The sequence below is a fragment of the Actinophytocola sp. genome, assembly GCF_036402745.1.
In the GTDB taxonomy this organism is placed as follows: Bacteria; Actinomycetota; Actinomycetes; order Mycobacteriales; family Pseudonocardiaceae; genus Actinophytocola.
The window spans coordinates 1-16,551 of the sequence record NZ_DASWSJ010000208.1; the positions used below are offsets into that span (position 1 = coordinate 1).

Genomic DNA, 16,551 nt, shown 5'->3' on the forward strand with positions numbered 1-16,551 from the left:
CGGCTGGCGGCCCGCCCTGAGCCCGGCCGAGGCGAACCTCCTCGTCGTCGCGGGGGCGGCCGGGCACGAGCTCGAACCCTTCGTCCGGCGGGTGTGGGACCAGCTGCCCGCGCCCCGGGCGCGCGTGGACATCCCCGAGCACATCGTCGGCGGGCTGGACTCGGCCGTGCGCGAGCTCCGCGACGCCGGCCGGCAACGCGCGCAGGCATCCCGGCCGCCGGTCGAGCACACCGCCCACGACCTGGCACCCGCCGAGGACCACGGCGACCACGGCCACCACCTGGACCACGGTCACCACGGTCACCACATGGACGGCATGGACGGCATGGCTATGCCGGGCGGCGTGCCCATGGCGGACCGGGCCGACGACCGGGACGGCCTGAAGCTCGACCAGCTGCACGTCCCGCTGGGACCCGTGCTGCCGCTGTGGCCCGCGGGACTGATCGTCCACACGCGACTGCAGGGCGACGTGATCCAGGACGCGACCGTCGAGGTGGTCGGTGGCGGCGGCGAGCCGTGGCCGGGCGACGCCACCGCTCGCCGGCTGGACTCGGGTGCCCGTCTGCTCGCGCTGGCCGGCTGGGTGGACGCGTCGGTCGCCGCGCAGCGCCTGCGGGACGAGGTGCTCGCCGGCCACCGGCCGAGGATCGCGGCGTGGGCCGACCGGGTGCGCCGGTCGCGCGCGTTGCGCTGGCTCCTCGCGGATGTCGGCTCCATACCGGCCGGTCCGGCCGCGCTCACCGGGGACGCGCTGGACCGCCTCCGCCGCTGGCTCGACCCGTTCCCCGAGCCGCCGACCGCGGACGAGACACAGTGGACACTGGACAACCTGCCGGCCCTGCTGGCGGGCACGGAGCTCGCGACCGCGCGGCTCGTCGTGGCGAGCCTCGACCCGGACCTCGACCTGCTCACCCACGACGAAACCCACCGCGGAGCCCACCATGGTTGAGCGGACGGCCTGGTGGGGAGCGCTGGTGCTGCCGGTCGTGCTGGCCGTGTTCGCGCTGGCCGCGGCCGGGTTCGATGCCGGGCTCGCGGCCAGGGCGGCCGGCCGGCCCGGTGTGCGCGCGGGGGCGGTCGCGCCGTTGCGGGCGGTCGCCGGGCTGCTCGTCCAGCAGCGGCGGCGCACGCCGGCCGCGGACACGCTGCTCTGGCGCGGCGCCGGCGTGGTGCTGCTCGTCGCGGCGGTCCTGGCGTCGCTGGGGACGCCGCTCGGGCGGTGGGCGGTCGGGGACCTGTCCGTCGGGGTCGTGTGGTTCAACGCCATGGAGGTCGTGGCGTGGGCCGCGGTCTGGCTCGCCGGGTGGGGGGCCAACTCGGCGTTCGGGCTGGTGGGTGGCTACCGGTTCGTCGCGCAGGGGCTGGCCTACGAGCTGCCGCACATGTTCGTGCTCACCACGGCGGCGATCGGCGCCGGCTCGCTGCGGGTGGGCGACATCGTGGCCGCCCAGCGCGACCTGTGGTTCGTGGTCTGGATGCCGGTCGCCTTCCTCGTATACCTGATTTCCGTGCTGGCCATGGCGTTCTTCCGGCCGTTCGACCAAGCCGCCGGCGCGGACATCGCCGGCGGCGCGCTCGCCGAGCTGTCCGGTGTGGACAGACTGGTGTTCGTGGCGGGGCGATGGGTGCTGCTCGTGTCGGGCGCGGCGATGGCGGTGCCGCTGTTCCTCGGCGGCGGCGCGGGGCCGCTGCTGCCGGACTGGCTGTGGTCGGTGCTGAAGACCGCCGCGGTGCTGGGTGTGCTCGGGTGGGTGGGGCGCCGGCTGCCGACGATCCGGATGGAACGGTTCACCGAGGTCGCCTGGCTGGTGCTGGTTCCCGCCACCCTGCTGCAGGCGTTGTTCGTGTCCGTTCTGGTCAGCTAGGAGGTGCGGACGTGTGGTTCTGGGTGTGCGCGGTGGGCGCGGTGGTCACCGGCATCGCGGTGTTCCGGGTGGGCTCGATGGCCCGCGCGACCTTCGCGCTGCTCGCGTCGTTCCTGTTCGCCGCCGCGACGGTGCTGCTGGTCGAGCTGACCTACCTCGGCGTGCTCGTCATCCTCATGATGATCATGGAGATGGTCATCATGGTCGTGTTCATGGTGATGTACATGATGAACCCGGCCGGGCTGATGCCGATGACCATGGTGCACAACCAGAAGGGGTCGCTCGCCATCGCCGCCGGCACGTTCGCCGTGCTCGCGGCGGGCGTCTACCTCATCGACTGGCCCACCTCGCGGGCCGGGTCGACCGCGGGGCGCCCGGCCGACCCCACGATGCAGCTGGGTGCGGCGCTGATGGGGCCGAAGATGCTGACGATGATCGTGCTGGGCCTCGCGTTGTTCGCCACGATCGTCGCCACGGTCGTGCTCGCCACTCACCGGGGCCGCTACGACCGCTACGGCGACCGCCTGGACCGCGAGCGACCCGACGACCCGGTGCGGGGAGGTATCGGATGAGTCTGCCGGACTACCTGCTGCTGGCGTCGGCGCTGTTCAGCGTCGGCCTCTACGGTGCCCTGTCCCAGCAGTCGATCGTGATGATCATGATGGGGCTCGAGCTGATGGTCAACGCGGTGATCGTCGGTGCGGCCGCGTTCTGGTACTTCACCGCCCCCGACCGGCCGGACGGGCAGGTGGTCGTCGTGCTGGCGGTCACCGCCATGGCCATCGAGATGGCCGGCGGGTTCGCGGTCACCACGGCGGTGTTCCGGGCCCGGGACGTGGAAGTGACCGACCTGGCCGCGGACCTCAAGGACTGACGGCCGATGCTGTGGCTCCTCGTCGCGGTCCCGCTCCTGGCGGGCGGCCTGCTGCTGGTCGCCGGCCGGCGGGCCGACAGGCTCGCCGCGCCCGCCGCGATCGCGGCCACCCTCGTGACGCTGGCGCTGTCGGTCGCCGTGGCCGTCGAGCGGCCCGCCGTGTCGGCGTCCTATCTGGACGGTGTGGCGTTCGGGCTGCGGGTGGACGGGCTGTCCGCGGTCATGGTGGTCGCGGTGGCGGTCGTACTGCTTGCCGTGCTGGTGTTCGCGGCCGGTGAGCCGGACCTGGCGCGGGCGCGGTTCTTCGGGTTCATGCTGGTGTTCGCGGGCGCGATGCTGGTGACGGTCACCGCCACCACGCTGGTCGCGTTGCTGATGGCGTGGGAGGCGATGGGCGCGGCGTCCTACGCGCTCATCGGGTTCTGGTGGCGGGAGCCGCGGCGGGCCAGCTCGGGCAGGGTCGCGTTCCTGACCACCCGGGGCGCCGACCTCGGGCTCTACCTCGCCGCCGGTGCCGCGCTGGCGGGCGGTGCGGGTGGTCTCGGGCTGGGCGAGCTGGCCGGGCTGCCCGACGGCTGGCGGGACGTGGTGGCGGCCGGGGTCGTGCTGGCCGCGCTGGGGAAGTCGGCGCAGCTGCCGTTCAGCTTCTGGCTGTCGCGCGCGATGGACGGGCCGAGCCCGGTGTCGGCGCTGCTGCACTCGGCGACCATGGTCGCGGCCGGCGGCTACCTGTTGCTGCGCCTCGAACCGCTGCTCGCCGCCACCTCGTGGGCGGCGACGCTGGTCGCCTGGGGCGGAGCGGCGACCGCGCTGCTGCTGGGCGCGGTGGCGGTGGTGCAGCGGGATCTCAAGCAGCTGCTCGCCGCGTCGACGTGCGCGCAGGTGGGGTTCGTCGTGCTCGCGGCCGGCACCGGCGGGGTGGCCGCCGGGACCGGGCAGCTGGTGGCGCACGCGCTGACCAAGAGCCTGCTGTTCCTGTGCGCCGGGGCGTGGCTGACGGCGCTGGGCACCAAGCAGCTGCCGGCGCTGCGCGGGGTGGCCCGCCGCTTCCCCGTCGTCGGCACCACGTTCACCGTCGGCGGCATCGCGCTGGCCGGGATCCCGCCACTGTCCCTCTGGGCCACCAAGGACCACGTCCTCGCCGGCGCGCTCGCCGAGTCGACCCCGCTGTACCTGGTGGGCCTGGCCGCGGCCGCGCTCAGCGCCGCCTACGCGGGCCGGGCGGTGACGCTGGTCTGGTCCGAGCCGGAACCGGGGTGGGTGCCCGAGCAGCCCGAGCAGCCCGGGACCGGCCGGGTCACCACCTGGCAGCGGGCCGCCCTGCCGCCGCTCGCCGCGGGCGCGGCGCTGCTCGGCGTGCTGGCCGTGCCCGGGGTGTGGCGGTGGTTCGCCGGCCTCGTCTCCGCCGCCGCCGAGCCCGGGCCGGCCTGGTGGGAGCTGCTCGCCTCCGGCGCCCTCGCCGTGGCCACCGCCGCCGCGGCCGCGGCCTTCGTGGGCCGGGGCGACGTGCCGGCCTACCGGCCGCTCGCCGGCTGGCTCGGCCTGGAGAACATCGCGCGAACCCTTGTCGCCCGGCCGATGCGGGCCACGGCCACCGGGCTGGCGCGGTTCGACGACCGGGTCGTGGCCGGCGGGGTGCGGGCCACCGCCGCGGCCGGGACCGCGGTCGCCCGCGTGGTCGACACGAGGGTCGAGTGGTCGGTCGACGGGCTCGTCCGCGCGCTGGCGCGGGCCTTCCGCGTGCTGGGCGGGCTGGCGCGGCGGCCGCAGACCGGTCAGCTGCACCACTACTACGCACAGGCGGTGGTCGCGCTGGCCGCGCTCGCCGTCCTGCTGCTCGTGCTCTCGAACGGACGGTGAACGTGCTCAGCATCGTGGTGTTCCTGCCGCTGGCGGTCGCGGTGATCCTGCTGGCGCTGCCCAGGGTCGGCGACGCGGTGGTGCGCTGGGTCTGGATCCTCGCCAGCACCGCCGAGCTGGCGCTCGTGGTCGCGGTCTGGGTCCGCTACCGCAGCACCGGGGCGGGCACCGGTTACGGCTTCGAGGTGAACCGGCGGTGGATCCCCAGCGTGAGCTCGGGCTACCACGTCGGCGTCGACGGGCTGAGCCTGCCGCTGCTCGCGTTGACCGCCGTGCTGTTCCTCGCCTGCGCGGTCTACTCGCTGCGCCAGACCGAGCGGGTCCGCTCGTTCGCCGCGCTGTTCCTGTTCCTCGAGACCGTCTGCCTCGGCGTGTTCGTCTCGCTGGACCTGATCCTGTTCTTCGTCTTCTTCGACCTGTCCATCGTGGGCATGTACTTCGTGATCGCCGGCTGGGGACACCGCGACGCGGCCCGGGCGGCCCTGCAGTTCTTCCTCTACACCTTCCTCGGCTCGCTCGCGCTGCTGCTGGGCTTCATCGGCCTCTACCTCGCCGCCGAGCCGAACACCTTCGACATGGTCCAGCTCGCCGCGCAGAACCCCCTGGCGGGCAAGGGAACCGTCGCGACGCTCGTGCTGCTCGCCGTCGTCGTCGGCCTCGCGATCAAGACGCCGACCGTGCCGTTCCACACCTGGCTCCCACCCGCGCACACCGAGGCCCCGGCCGCGGGCTCGGCGATCCTCGCCGGTGTGCTGCTGAAGCTCGGCACCTACGGCTTCGTGCGGATCGCGATGCCCATGCTGCCCGACACCTGGCGCCGCTGGGCACCGGTGATCATCATCGTCGGGGTGGTCAGCGTGCTCTACGGCGCGCTGGTGGCCCTGGCGCAGCAGAACGTCAAGCGGATGATCGCCTACACGTCGGTCAACCACATGGGCTACATCGTCCTCGCCGTGGGCGCCGCCGGCCTGGTGTCCACATCGGACAGGCAGGCACACGACCTCGCGGTCACCGGCGCGGTCACCCAGATGGTGAGCCACGGCCTCATCACCGGCGCCCTGTTCCTGCTCGCCGGCGTGCTCTACGACCGGGGCGGCACCTACGACCTCGGCGCCTACGGCGGGCTCGCCGCCAGCACCCCGCGCTTCGCCGGCCTCACCGCGGTCGCCGCGTTCGCCTCCCTGGGCCTGCCCGGCTTCTCCGGGTTCATCGCCGAGTTCCAGATCTTCACCGGGTCCCTGCCGGGCGCACCGGTCGCCACCGCGCTGGCCTTCGTGGGCATCCTCATCACCGCGGCGTTGTTCCTGCGCGCCTACCAGCGGCTGTTCCTCGGCCCGCCGGCCACGGCCGGGCCCGGTCCGGGTGTCACCGACCTCACCGCCGCCGAGACCCTCTCCATCGCGCCGCTGATGGTGCTCGCCGTGGTGCTCGGGCTGTTCCCGCGCTTCCTGCTCGACCTCGTCGAGCCCGCGGCCCGCACGCTCGGCCTGCTGGTGAGCCGGTGACATGAACACCACCATGAACGCGACGATCGCCCAGGACCTGGGGCGGCTGCTGCCGGAGCTGCTCCTCGCGGGTGCGGCCGTGTTCGGGCTGCTGCTCGGGTCGTTCCTGCCCCGCGCACACCAGTGGCTGGTCCGCGCGCTGGCCGCGGCCGCGTGCCTCGCCGCCCTCGTGTCCACCGTGGCCGGCTGGTCCCGGGCGAGCACGGCGGTGTTCGAGAACAGCTACGCCGTCGACACCGCCACCAACGCGGCCCGGGCCGTCGTCCTGGTGTCCGTGCTGCTCGTGCTCACCATGGCCAGCACCGAGATCCGGCGCCACGCAAGGGAAACCGAGTTCGTGGTGCTGCTGCTGCTCGGCGCGCTCGGCGCGGTGCTGCTCGCCGGCGCGAACGACCTCCTGCTGCTCGCCGCCGCCTACCTGCTGGCCAGCGTGCCGCTCTACGCGCTCATCGGGTTCGCCAAGGACGCCCCGGGCACCGAGGCCGGCCTGAAGTTCTACCTCCTCTCCGCGCTGCTCGGCACCACCATGCTGGTCGGCGTCATGCTGGTGTCCGGCGTCGGCGGTGGCACCGACTACCCCACCCTCGGCGCCACGCTGCCCGGCGCGCCGCTCGCCGCCGTCGCGGTCGGCGCGATCGCCGTGCTGGGCGGGCTGCTGTTCAAGGCCGGCGCCGTGCCGGCGCACTTCTGGGTCCCCGACGTCACCGAGGGCACCCGCCCCGCGGTCGGCGCGATCGTCACCACCATCCCCAAGGTCGGCGCGCTGGTGGCCCTCTACCGGCTCGTGGCCATCCCCCTCACCCCGACCGACCTCGGCTGGCCACTGCTCATCGCGGTACTCGCCGCCGTCACCATGACGCTGGGCAACCTCGCCGCGTTCTTCCAGACCAACGTCCGCCGGCTGCTCGCCTACTCCACGATCAGCCAGGTCGGCTACCTCCTGATGGCCGTCGCCGCCGCCGGCCGCGCCACCCTCGCGCTGCCCAGCCTGCTGCTCTACCTCGCCGCCTACGCCGTCACCAACCTCGGCGCGTTCGCCGTCATCAGCGCGCTCCCCCGGGCCACCACCCTCGACGACTACACCGGCCTGCGCCGGCACCGCCCCTGGCTCCTGCTCAGCCTCGCCATCTGCCTGCTCGGCCTCATCGGCACCCCGCCCACCGGCGTCTTCACCGGCAAGCTCACCGTCTTCACCGCCACCCTCGACGCCGGCCTCGGCTGGCTCGTCGTCATCGCCGCGATCAACACCGTCGCCAGCGTCTTCTACTACCTGCGCTGGATCACCCCAGCCATGCGCACCAGCCCCGACTTCCCCACCCCCGCCCGGCCGGCGCTGGTCACCGCCTACGTCGCAGCCGCGGCCTCCGTCGCCGTCGGCCTCCTCAGCGGCACCGTCCTCGCCGCCGTCGACACCAGCCTCCTACCGCGCTGACCCGGCGGGCTCCGGGATCGCGACGACCGGCTCCGGAACGTCATTGTCCACTGTGGACACGACAGGCCGCCGGAGTGCCATGGCCGCGGCGACCGCCATCCCGGCGACCAGCACGCCGAACGCGGCGAGTGTCCATCCGTCCGGACTGGTGATCGGCTGCCCGCGGTAGGCCTGCCAGGTCAGCAGGACGAGCAGCCCCGCGTATCCCGCCGCGCCGATGCGCACCAGGCTGGACCGCACCGCGGCGAGCCGGAACCGGGACCACCGCGCGGCGAGCAGCCCGAGGACCAGGTACCACAGCAGCATCGCCTGCAGCCCGTGCATTCCGACGAAGTGCGGGATCCGCAGGTCGCCACCGGTGGTGCTCCACCCGAGCAGCGGCAGCCCCGGCCCGCCGTCCGGCGCGCCGACGGTGTGCGTGCCCAAGGTGTGGAAGTTCCCGCCGGCCTCGAGCGCCGCGATTTGGCCCCCGGTGGGGATGGTCATCAGCGCGCCGAGCCCGACGCCGACGAGCGAGATCACCGCGCCGAGGCCGACCGTCAGCTTGCGTGCCCCGTCGCGGATGTCGCTGCGCAGCACCAGCACGGTGAGCACCAGCGCACCACACCACACGACGACGATGGACGTGGCCATGATCTCGTACACGGTCGCGTCGAACAGCGTCCCGACGTTGAAGTGGCTGGGCCTTCCGCGCACCACCTGGCCGGTGATGAGCAGCAGCTCGAGACCGAGCAGGACGACGATGACGGCGGAGGCCCTGCGCACGGTTCGCTGCCGGCGGTCGACGAGCGAGCACAGCCATGCCCAGGTCAGCCCGTAGAGCACGCCGGAGATCGCGAACTTGAGCGGTTTGGCCCAGACCGGCGCGCCGCCGAGCATGCGGTGGTCCACGAGCATCCCGACGATCGCGACGACGCCGAGTACCGCACTCGCGCCGGCGAAGACCAGCATCGGCCGGTTCCAGGCCCGGGCCTGTGCGAGGTCGCTATACATGGCCCGCGACAACGCCGATGGCAAGCGCACTGCCGAGGGTGAGTACCAGCCCCTGGGAAGCGTTGAGGAACTTCCGGTCAATCGGCGGCAGCTCCTCGGGCAGGGCGAATATGCGTAACGGCCACAAATGCCAGGACACGTACACGAACAGCAGCACGACGGCGACGAGCAGCACGGATTTCGCGGACACCAGGGAAAGCCAGAGCGTGTCGGAGCCCTGCGCGGTGAGCCGGATGACGATCAGCGCGACCCAGCTGGGAAAGATCACCGCCATGGTGCCGAGCACGATCCACCGCACCCCGTGCACCATCTCGGTGACGAAGACCTCCCACACGGCGGGCTCCCGGGCCCGCATCGGGTGCTTCTGCACGAACATGACGCTGTAGCACATGCACCCGAACCAGCTGGCCAGCGCGGCCGTGTGCACGGCTTCCAAGACGGCGGTGATCATTCTTCCATCGTGCTGCCGGTCGCTCGCATGCTGGATGCGCCACGCATGAAACCGGCTGTGCCGCACGAGTTCCGGGATTTCCGGAATCGAGGAGACGCGGCGGGAAAGAAACTCGGGGTGCGGACATTTCTGTCCGGTGGAACGACGCTGCTGGCTTGCCGCCGCCAATTCGGCGGACTAACGTTTTATCATGACGCAGGCCGGCGCGGACGCGAAGTGGCGCACCTGGCGCGTGGCCGGCGAACGCGCGTTGTACGACGCGACCAACGGCTTCTACCGCACGGCGCGCCAGCCCGCCCGGCACTTCCGCACCTCGGTGCACGCCTCCCCCCATTTCGCCGGTGCGCTGCTCACCGTCCTCGCCGAGGTCGACGCCGCCCTCGGCCATCCGGCCCGACTGGACGTCGTCGACGTCGGCGCGGGCGGCGCGGAGCTGCTGGCCGGGTTCGCCCGGCTCGCGCCCGCCGAGCTCACCGCGCGCCTGCGGCCGGTCGCCGTGGAGGTCGCACCCCGCCCGACGGCGCTGGACCCCCGGATCGCCTGGACCTCGGCCATCCCCGCGTCGATCACCGGCGTGGTCATCGCGAACGAGTGGCTGGACAACATCCCGGTCGACGTCGCCGAGCAGACCGCCGACGGGCCGCGGCTCACGATGGTCGACCCGGCCACCGGCGCCGAGCGCGCCGGCGAGCCACCCGACGAGGCCGACCGGCGGTGGCTCGACCGGTGGTGGCCGTTGCGGGCCACCGGTGCGCGCGCGGAGATCGGCCGGCCACGCGACGAGGCGTGGGCGGCGGTACTGGGCTCGCTGACCCGCGGCGTCGCGCTGGCGATGGACTACGCGCACGAGGCGGCCGACCGGCCCGTGTTCGGCACGCTCACCGGCTACCGCGACGGGCGGCAGGTGCTGCCGGTGCCGGACGGCTCGTGCGACATCACCGCGCACGTCGCCCTCGACGCGTGCGCGGCCGCCGGGGTCGGCGCAGGCGCCACCGCGACGGTGTTGTCGGACCAGCGAACGGCGTTATGCTCCTTGGGCGTGCTCGGCAGGCGGCCACCGATCTCGGTGGCTCGTTCGGATCCGGCGCGCTACCTGCGAGACCTTCGGCGGGCCGGCGAGGACGCAGAACTGATCGACCGGGCGGGGCTCGGCGCGCACGGGTGGCTCGTACAAGCGGTGGGCACGGGGATTCCGGCCCCACTGCGGGACGGGATGCGATGAGTACGGAACGGACAGTCGCAATAGGATCGGGTGCCGGCGAGCTCGCCACCGAGGACATGGTGCTCAACATCGGCCCGCAGCACCCCGCCACGCACGGCGTGCTGCGGCTGCGGATCACCCTGGACGGCGAGCGGATCACCGAGGTCGAGCCGATCATCGGCTACATGCACCGCGGTGCCGAGAAGTTGTTCGAGGCGCGGGACTACCGGCAGATCATCGTGCTGGCCAACCGGCACGACTGGCTGTCCGCGTTCTGCAACGAGCTTGGTGTGGTGCTCGCGGTGGAGCGGATGACCGGCCTCGAGGTGCCGGTGCGCGCGGTGTGGGCACGCATGCTGCTCGCCGAGCTGAACAGGGTGCTCAACCACCTGATGTTCCTGGGCTCCTACCCGATCGAGCTCGGCGCCATCACGCCGATCTTCTACGCGTTCCGCGAGCGCGAGGTGATCCAGCAGGTGATGGAGGAGATCTCCGGCGGCCGGATGCACTACATGTTCAACCGGGTCGGCGGCCTCAAGGACGACCTGCCGGCCGGCTGGCTCACCCGCACCGGGCAGGCCGTCGCGCAGGTGCGCCGCGGCGCGCGGGAGATCCAGAACCTCATCATGGACAACGAGATCTTCCAGGCCCGCACCCGGGGTGTCGGCGTGCTGAGCGCCGGGCAGGCCGCCGAGTACGGGGTGTCCGGCCCGGTCGCCCGCGCCAGCGGCCTGGACTTCGACCTCCGCCGCGACGACCCCTACCTCGCCTACGACGAGCTCGACGTGCCGGTGGTCACCCGCACCGAGGGCGACTGCCTGGCCAGGTTCGAGTGCCTGTTCGAGGAGGTCTTCGCGTCCCTGGGGCTCGCGGAGCAGTGCCTCGACCGGCTGGCCGCGCTGCCGCCGGGCCCCATCCGCGCCCGAACGTCCAAAGTGGTCAAGGCGCCCGCCGGGCACACGTACGCCTGGACCGAGAACCCGTTGGGCGTCAACGGCTACTACCTGGTCTCCCGGGGTGAGAAGACCCCGTGGCGGCTCAAGCTGCGCACGGCGTCGTTCAACAACGTCCAGGTGCTGCCCGAGCTGATGCGCGGCTCCCTGCTGGCCGACATGATCGCGATCCTGGGGTCGATGTTCTTCGTGGTGGGCGACATCGACAAGTAACCGTCCGGTAGTCCTTGGGTGCACCAGCCACGATACGGATCAGGGCAGCGGCAGGCAGCTGTGGGTCAGCGCCACCACCTGACCGCCCACGACCCGCAGCACCACCCGCTGGCCCAGCCGCAGCAGCCGCAGCCCGCTGCCGGCGAAGGCCCTGGCATCGAACGACAGTTGTGTCCCGTCGTCGAGCAGAACTGTCCCGGCGTGCCGCTCCGGCGAGAAGGTCGCCACGGTCGCCTGCAGGTCCACGTCGTCAGCCTCCCATCGTCGCGCCGAGCGGCGCGATGCCCAGCACCAGCTGCGGGAGCAGGGACAGCAGCACGGTTCCCGCCGCGGCCACCGCCACCGCCACGGCCACCGGGCCCGCGACCCGTCCGAAGTGGACTCCGGCGCGCCGGGCGGCGAACAGCCTGCTCGCCCACGCGAGGTAGTAGTAGAGCCCGATCACCGTGTTGACCGCCATCGCGGCGGCGAGCCACCCGTAGCCGCCGCTCATCGCGCCGCGGAAGACGAAGATCTTCGCGAACAGCCCGGCGAGCCCCGGCGGCAGCCCGGCGAGGCACGCCAGGAAGAACGCCAGCGCGAGCGCGGTCGCGGGGTTGGTGCGCGCGAGCCCGCGCTGGTCGTCGAGGGTGCCGCCGCCGTGCCGGCCGATCCAGCCGATGTGCGCGAGCACCGCGAATACGCCGATCGTCATCACCGCGTAGATCGCCACGTAGCCGGCGGTCGCCGCGACCAGCTCACGCATCCGCGCGTCGCCCGCCACCCCGCTGACCGCCGCCAGCGGCGCGAGCATGTACCCGGCCTGCGCGATCGACGACCAGGCGAGCAGCCGCATCGTGACCTGCTGGCGCAGTGCCACCAGGTTGCCGACGGTCATGGTCGCGACCGCGAGCACCCCGACCAGCGGCCCCCACACCCGCGCGTACGGGCCGAACCCCACGGTCAGCACCACGATCAGCCCAGCGAACCCGGCCGCCTTGGACACCACCGACAGGAAGGCCGCGACCGCGATCGGGGCGCCCTCGTAGGTGTCCGGCGCCCAGAAGTGGAACGGCACCGCCGAGATCTTGAACCCGAACCCGACGAGCACCAACACGATCCCGGCCGCGGCGACCGCCTCCGGGGTTCCCGGCCGGCCGAGCGCCGCGGGCATCGCCTCCAGGAACACGGTCCCGGTGACGCCGTAGACCAGGCTGATCCCGAACAGCATCACCGCGGTCGAGGTGACCGACACGAGGAACATCTTCAGCCCGGCCTCGGTCGACCGGCCGTCGTAGCGGCGCAGCGCCACCAGCGCGAACAGCGGCAGCGACACGACCTCCAGGCTCACCACGAGCGTCACCAGGTCCCGCGCGGCCGCCAGCGTGACCGCGCCGGACAGGGCGGCGAGCACCAGGAAGTGGAACTCCCCCACCGGAAGCGATGTGTCGCGGACCTCGAGCCTCGCGACGAGCAGCACCACGAACCCGGCCAGCAGCATGACGAGCTGGAACAGCAGCGTGAAGTCGTCGACCACGTACGCGCACGCGCCGGGCACGCAGAACGTGCGCCGCGCGGGTCCGGCGACCAGCGCGGCCGCCGCGGCGAGCGCGCCCAGCACCCCCACCAGCGCGATGATCGACACGTTCCGGGCGGCCACCCGGAAGGTGTCGGCCAGCAGCACCACGAGCGCGGTGAGCGCGAGCAGCAGCGGCGGCGCGATCGCCAGGTAGTCGATGCTCTGGGTCGTCAGCACGGCTCACGCCCCCAGCAGCGCGCGCACCGCGCCGTCGGTCACGCCGAGGACCGGCCGGGCCCACAGCCCGGCGACGATCACCAGCACCAGCAACGGGGTCCACACGACCCACTCGCGGCCGGTCACGTCCGGCACGGGCGCCCCGCCGGCCGGCCCCTGCGCCACCCGGCGGAGCATCACGAGGAAGTACGCCGCCGTCAGCACCGCGCCGATCCCCGCGACGCCCAGGAAACCCAGGTACAGCCCGCGATCGAGGCGCGCGTCCGGCTGGAACGCGGACAGCATGGCGAGCATCTCGCCCCAGAACCCCGCGAGCCCGGGCAGCCCGAGGCTCGCCACCGACGCGACGACGAGCAGCGCGCCCAGCCTGGGGGCACCGGCCAGCAGCCCGCCGCCGAGGTGCGCGGTGCCGCCGTAGCGCTGCGCGATGCCGCCCGCCACGAAGAACAGCAGACCGGTGATCAGGCCGTGCGCGATGTTGCCGAACAGCGCCGCGTTGATGCCGACCGGCGTGAGTGTGGCGATGCCGAGCAGCACGAACCCCATGTGCCCGACGCTCGAGAACGCGATGAGCCGCTTCAGGTCGCGCTGCCCGAGGCAGGCGAGGGCGGCGTACACGATGCCGATCACGCCGAACGCGCCGAGCAGCGGCGCGCACGCGGCGGCGCCTTCGGGCAGCACCGGCACCGCGATCCGGATCATGCCGTAGGTGCCCATCTTCAGCAGCACCCCGGCGAGCAGCACCGAGCCCACGGTCGGCGCCTCGGTGTGCGCGTCCGGCAGCCAGGTGTGCAGCGGCCACATCGGCACCTTCACCGCCAGGCCGCCGGCCACCAGGACGAAGGCGATCACCTGGACGGCGTGGCCGAGCCCGGCGCCGCCGCGCGCGGCCAGCGCCACCATGTCCAATGTGGACGTCTGGACGTAGATCACCAGCAGCCCGACGAGCAGCACGCCGGAGCCGAGCAGGGTGTAGAGGATGAACTGGCGCGCCGCCGCGGTCCGCCCGGGTCCGGTGCCCCAGCCGGCGATCACCGCGTACATCGGCACGAGCACGATCTCGAAGAACACGAAGAACAGCAACAGGTCCAGGGCGACGAACGTGCCGAGCATGCCGACCTCGGTGAGCAGCAGCAACGCCACGAGCGCCCGCGGGCGGTCCGCCTGTCCCTGGGGGCGGGCGGTGTAGATCGCGCACAGCAGGCACAGCAGCGCGGTCAGCACCACGAGCGGCAGCGAGACCCCGTCCACGCCGAGGTGGAACCGCAGGTCGATCGGCCGGATCCACGCCACGTCCAGGGACAGCCGCATCCCGGTCCGCCCGTAGTCGAACATCACCGCCATCCCCACGGCGACCGCCAGGGTGGCCGCGGTGACCACGACGCCGAGCACGGTGGCGAGCCGGACCGGCGCCAGCAGCACGACGAGGCAGCCGGCCAGCGGCACCGCCACGAGCAGCAGGGTGATCATGACAGCACCACCACCCCGACCGCGATCAGCAGCACGCCCGCGAGCAGGCCGGTCAGGTAGAACTGCGGGTTGCCGTTCTGGGTCAGTCTCATGGCGCTACCTAGCCGGCGGGCGTTGCGCCCGGCACCGGTCACCGCGCGGCCGACCACGCGGTCGTCGACCCCGACCACCGCGTCGGCCAGCCGGAGCACCGCGCGGGCCACGGTGCGCTCGTACAGGTCGTCGGTGTGGCCCGCGGTGGCGAGGACCGGACGGGCCCGGCCCAGCAGGTCCGCCGGGTCCGCCGCGGGGTCCCGGCGCCAGGCGAGGTACACCGCGCCCGCGCCGAAACCGGTCAGCGCCACCGAGAGCACCGCGCTCGACAGGTCCGGCCGCAGCGACACCGACCACAGCAGGCCGAGCCCGAGCAGCAGCGCGGGAACGGCCAGCGCGACCAGGGGCCAGCGCATGATCGCGGGCGCCTCCGCCACGGCCGGCCCGGGACCGAAGAACGTGCGCAGCCACGCCCTGGTGGTGTAGGCGGCGGTCAGCGCCACGGTGACCAGCACGCCGACGAGGACCAGCCACGCGGTGGTCGCCGCGACCGGCGGGGCAGTGCCGGTCGCGGCGTGCTCGGCGACCGTGACGATCGCGTCCTTGCTGAAGAACCCGCTGGTCGGCGGGATCCCGGCGAGGGCGGCGAAGCCCACGGTCATGGTCGCGAACGTCACCGGCATCGAGCGCCGCAGCCCGCCCATGCGGGTCATGAGGGTGCTGCCGACGGCGAGGAACACCGCGCCGGCGCCCAGGAACAGCAGCGCCTTGAACGCGGCGTGCGCGAGCAGGTGCGCCACCGCGGCGGTCCGGCCGCCGGCCGCCAGCGCGGCGAACATCAGGCTGAGCTGGCTGATCGTCGAGTACGCCAGTACCCGCTTGAGGTCGTCGACGGCCAGCGCGGCCAGCGCGGCGCCCACCATCGAGACGACGGCGAGCACGGCCAGCACGTCGAGCGCGACCGGCGCGGCGAGGAAGACCGGGAACAGCAGCGCGACCAGGTACGCGCCGGCCGCCACCATCGTCGCGGCGTGGATCAGCGCGCTGACCGGCGCCGGGCCGGCCATCGCGTCGGGCAGCCAGCTGTGCAGCGGGAACTGGGCCGACTTGCCGACCACGCCGAGCGTGACCAGCAGCCCGGCGGCCAGCAGCGTGCCCGAGGACATCGCCGGCACGGCGGCGAGCACGTCGGTGATCCGGAACGAGCCCGCCGCGGTGCCCAGCACGAAGATCCCGAACAGGAAGCCGACATCGCCGAACCTGGTCATGAGGAACGACTTCACCGCGGCGGCGGTGCTCGCCGGCCGCTCCCAGTGGTGGCCGATGAGGAAGTACGAGCAGATCCCCATGACCTCCCACCCGACGTAGGTGACGAGGAGGTCCGCGGACAGCACCACGGTGAGCATCGCCGCGGTGAACAGCGACACCAGCGCCGCGAACGACGGGTAGCGCACGCCGCCGCGCAGGTAGCCGATCGAGTACACCTGGATCGCGAGCGACACCAGCGCGACCATGACCGCGACGGTGGCCGACAGCCCGTCGATCCGCACGCCGACGGTGACGGGGATCGTGCCGGTCGGCGTCAGGAGCGCGCTGGTTTCCACCACCCGGGCCGGGTCGGCCAGCACGGCGACCAGGATCGCGAGCACCGAGCAGACCGCCGCGCCGACGGCCACCGCGCCGGGTGGGACCCGCCGGCCGAGCAGCAGCCCGGCGGCCGCGGCGAGCAGCGGCACCAGCACGGCGAGGGCGGCGAGGAGGGTCACCGGGCCACCTCGTCCCGGTCCGCCAGCTCGCGCAGGTCGTCGACCGAGATGCTGGCCCTGTTCCGGTACACCAGCAGGACGATCGCGAGCCCGAGGCCGACCTCGGCCGCCGCGATGACGATCACGAACAGGGTCAGCACCTGCCCGGTGGCGAACCGGTCGGCGAGCCAGCTGTCGAAGGTCACGAGGTTGACGTTGAC

The 16,551-nt window shown here is 73.1% G+C and carries 16 protein-coding genes; 9 read left to right on the plus strand and 7 right to left on the minus strand.

What is annotated here, in order from left to right:
* The 7 genes from VGD70_RS19770 to VGD70_RS19800 form a co-directional block, all read left to right on the plus strand.
* A partial coding sequence (locus VGD70_RS19770) for a hypothetical protein (RefSeq protein ID WP_331083391.1) occupies positions 1–949 on the plus strand: 949 nt, incomplete at its 5' end.
* On the plus strand, positions 942–1,865 hold the full coding sequence (locus tag VGD70_RS19775; protein ID WP_331083393.1) for an NADH-quinone oxidoreductase subunit H: 924 nt from the start codon (positions 942–944) through the stop codon (positions 1,863–1,865). The genes VGD70_RS19770 and VGD70_RS19775, both read left to right, overlap by 8 nt.
* An 11-nt stretch (positions 1,866–1,876) precedes the next feature.
* Entirely contained in the window at positions 1,877–2,437 is a 561-nt protein-coding gene (locus VGD70_RS19780; protein ID WP_331083395.1) for an NADH-quinone oxidoreductase subunit J, read from the plus strand.
* Positions 2,434–2,739: an NADH-quinone oxidoreductase subunit NuoK gene (gene nuoK, locus VGD70_RS19785; protein ID WP_331083397.1), complete on the plus strand. Its 306-nt coding sequence runs from the start codon at positions 2,434–2,436 to the stop codon at positions 2,737–2,739. The genes VGD70_RS19780 and nuoK overlap by 4 nt, the downstream gene beginning before the upstream one ends.
* 6 nt (positions 2,740–2,745) lie before the next feature.
* On the plus strand, positions 2,746–4,599 hold the full coding sequence (locus tag VGD70_RS19790; RefSeq protein ID WP_331083399.1) for a proton-conducting transporter membrane subunit: 1,854 nt from the start codon (positions 2,746–2,748) through the stop codon (positions 4,597–4,599).
* 2 nt (positions 4,600–4,601) lie between these two features.
* Positions 4,602–6,104: an NADH-quinone oxidoreductase subunit M gene (locus tag VGD70_RS19795; protein ID WP_331083401.1), complete on the plus strand. Its 1,503-nt coding sequence runs from the start codon at positions 4,602–4,604 to the stop codon at positions 6,102–6,104.
* A gap of 1 nt (position 6,105) precedes the next feature.
* Positions 6,106–7,536, plus strand: a complete 1,431-nt coding sequence (locus VGD70_RS19800) for an NADH-quinone oxidoreductase subunit N (protein WP_331083403.1) — start codon at positions 6,106–6,108, stop codon at positions 7,534–7,536.
* Here the strand turns inward: VGD70_RS19800 and VGD70_RS19805 are convergent.
* Positions 7,525–8,529 (minus strand): hypothetical protein, encoded by a 1,005-nt coding sequence (locus tag VGD70_RS19805; protein WP_331083405.1) that lies wholly within the window; start codon positions 8,527–8,529, stop codon positions 7,525–7,527. The genes VGD70_RS19800 and VGD70_RS19805 overlap by 12 nt on opposite strands.
* Positions 8,522–9,148 (minus strand): hypothetical protein, encoded by a 627-nt coding sequence (locus tag VGD70_RS19810; protein ID WP_331083407.1) that lies wholly within the window; start codon positions 9,146–9,148, stop codon positions 8,522–8,524. The genes VGD70_RS19805 and VGD70_RS19810 overlap by 8 nt, the downstream gene beginning before the upstream one ends.
* A 22-nt stretch (positions 9,149–9,170) precedes the next feature.
* Between VGD70_RS19810 and VGD70_RS19815 the strand changes: the two genes are divergently transcribed.
* Both VGD70_RS19815 and VGD70_RS19820 read left to right on the plus strand, forming a co-directional pair.
* The gene (locus tag VGD70_RS19815) at positions 9,171–10,202 is read left to right on the plus strand and encodes an SAM-dependent methyltransferase (protein ID WP_331083409.1); all 1,032 of its coding nucleotides are present in this window, start codon (positions 9,171–9,173) and stop codon (positions 10,200–10,202) included.
* Complete coding sequence (locus VGD70_RS19820; RefSeq protein WP_331083411.1) at positions 10,199–11,347, plus strand: NADH-quinone oxidoreductase subunit D; 1,149 nt, start codon at positions 10,199–10,201, stop codon at positions 11,345–11,347. The genes VGD70_RS19815 and VGD70_RS19820 overlap by 4 nt, the downstream gene beginning before the upstream one ends.
* Before the next feature lie 39 nt (positions 11,348–11,386).
* On the opposite strand, the gene VGD70_RS19825 is transcribed toward VGD70_RS19820, so the two are convergent.
* The 5 genes from VGD70_RS19825 to VGD70_RS19845 form a co-directional block, all read right to left on the minus strand.
* Positions 11,387–11,593: a hypothetical protein gene (locus VGD70_RS19825; protein WP_331083413.1), complete on the minus strand. Its 207-nt coding sequence runs from the start codon at positions 11,591–11,593 to the stop codon at positions 11,387–11,389.
* 4 nt (positions 11,594–11,597) lie between these two features.
* Positions 11,598–13,082, minus strand: coding sequence for an NADH-quinone oxidoreductase subunit N (locus VGD70_RS19830; RefSeq protein WP_331083415.1), 1,485 nt, complete (start codon positions 13,080–13,082; stop codon positions 11,598–11,600).
* Positions 13,083–13,085: 3 nt separating this feature from the next.
* Positions 13,086–14,552, minus strand: coding sequence for an NADH-quinone oxidoreductase subunit M (locus VGD70_RS19835; protein ID WP_331083417.1), 1,467 nt, complete (start codon positions 14,550–14,552; stop codon positions 13,086–13,088).
* Positions 14,549–16,351 (minus strand): NADH-quinone oxidoreductase subunit L, encoded by a 1,803-nt coding sequence (locus VGD70_RS19840; RefSeq protein ID WP_331083419.1) that lies wholly within the window; start codon positions 16,349–16,351, stop codon positions 14,549–14,551. Before VGD70_RS19840 ends, VGD70_RS19835 begins: the two co-directional genes overlap by 4 nt.
* Positions 16,348–16,551 (minus strand): NADH-quinone oxidoreductase subunit NuoK (locus VGD70_RS19845; protein ID WP_331083421.1); only part of this gene is annotated, 204 nt, incomplete at its 5' end. The genes VGD70_RS19840 and VGD70_RS19845, both read right to left, overlap by 4 nt.

Coding starts and splice junctions, on each gene's coding strand:
- VGD70_RS19775 (WP_331083393.1), top strand. CDS start 942: ATGGTTGAGCGGACGGCCTGGTGGGGAGCGCTGGTGCTGCCGGTCGTG.
- nuoK (WP_331083397.1), top strand. CDS start 2,434: ATGAGTCTGCCGGACTACCTGCTGCTGGCGTCGGCGCTGTTCAGCGTC.
- VGD70_RS19790 (WP_331083399.1), top strand. CDS start 2,746: ATGCTGTGGCTCCTCGTCGCGGTCCCGCTCCTGGCGGGCGGCCTGCTG.
- VGD70_RS19800 (WP_331083403.1), top strand. CDS start 6,106: ATGAACACCACCATGAACGCGACGATCGCCCAGGACCTGGGGCGGCTG.
- VGD70_RS19805 (WP_331083405.1), bottom strand. CDS start 8,529: ATGTATAGCGACCTCGCACAGGCCCGGGCCTGGAACCGGCCGATGCTG.
- VGD70_RS19815 (WP_331083409.1), top strand. CDS start 9,171: ATGACGCAGGCCGGCGCGGACGCGAAGTGGCGCACCTGGCGCGTGGCC.
- VGD70_RS19820 (WP_331083411.1), top strand. CDS start 10,199: ATGAGTACGGAACGGACAGTCGCAATAGGATCGGGTGCCGGCGAGCTC.
- VGD70_RS19835 (WP_331083417.1), bottom strand. CDS start 14,552: ATGATCACCCTGCTGCTCGTGGCGGTGCCGCTGGCCGGCTGCCTCGTC.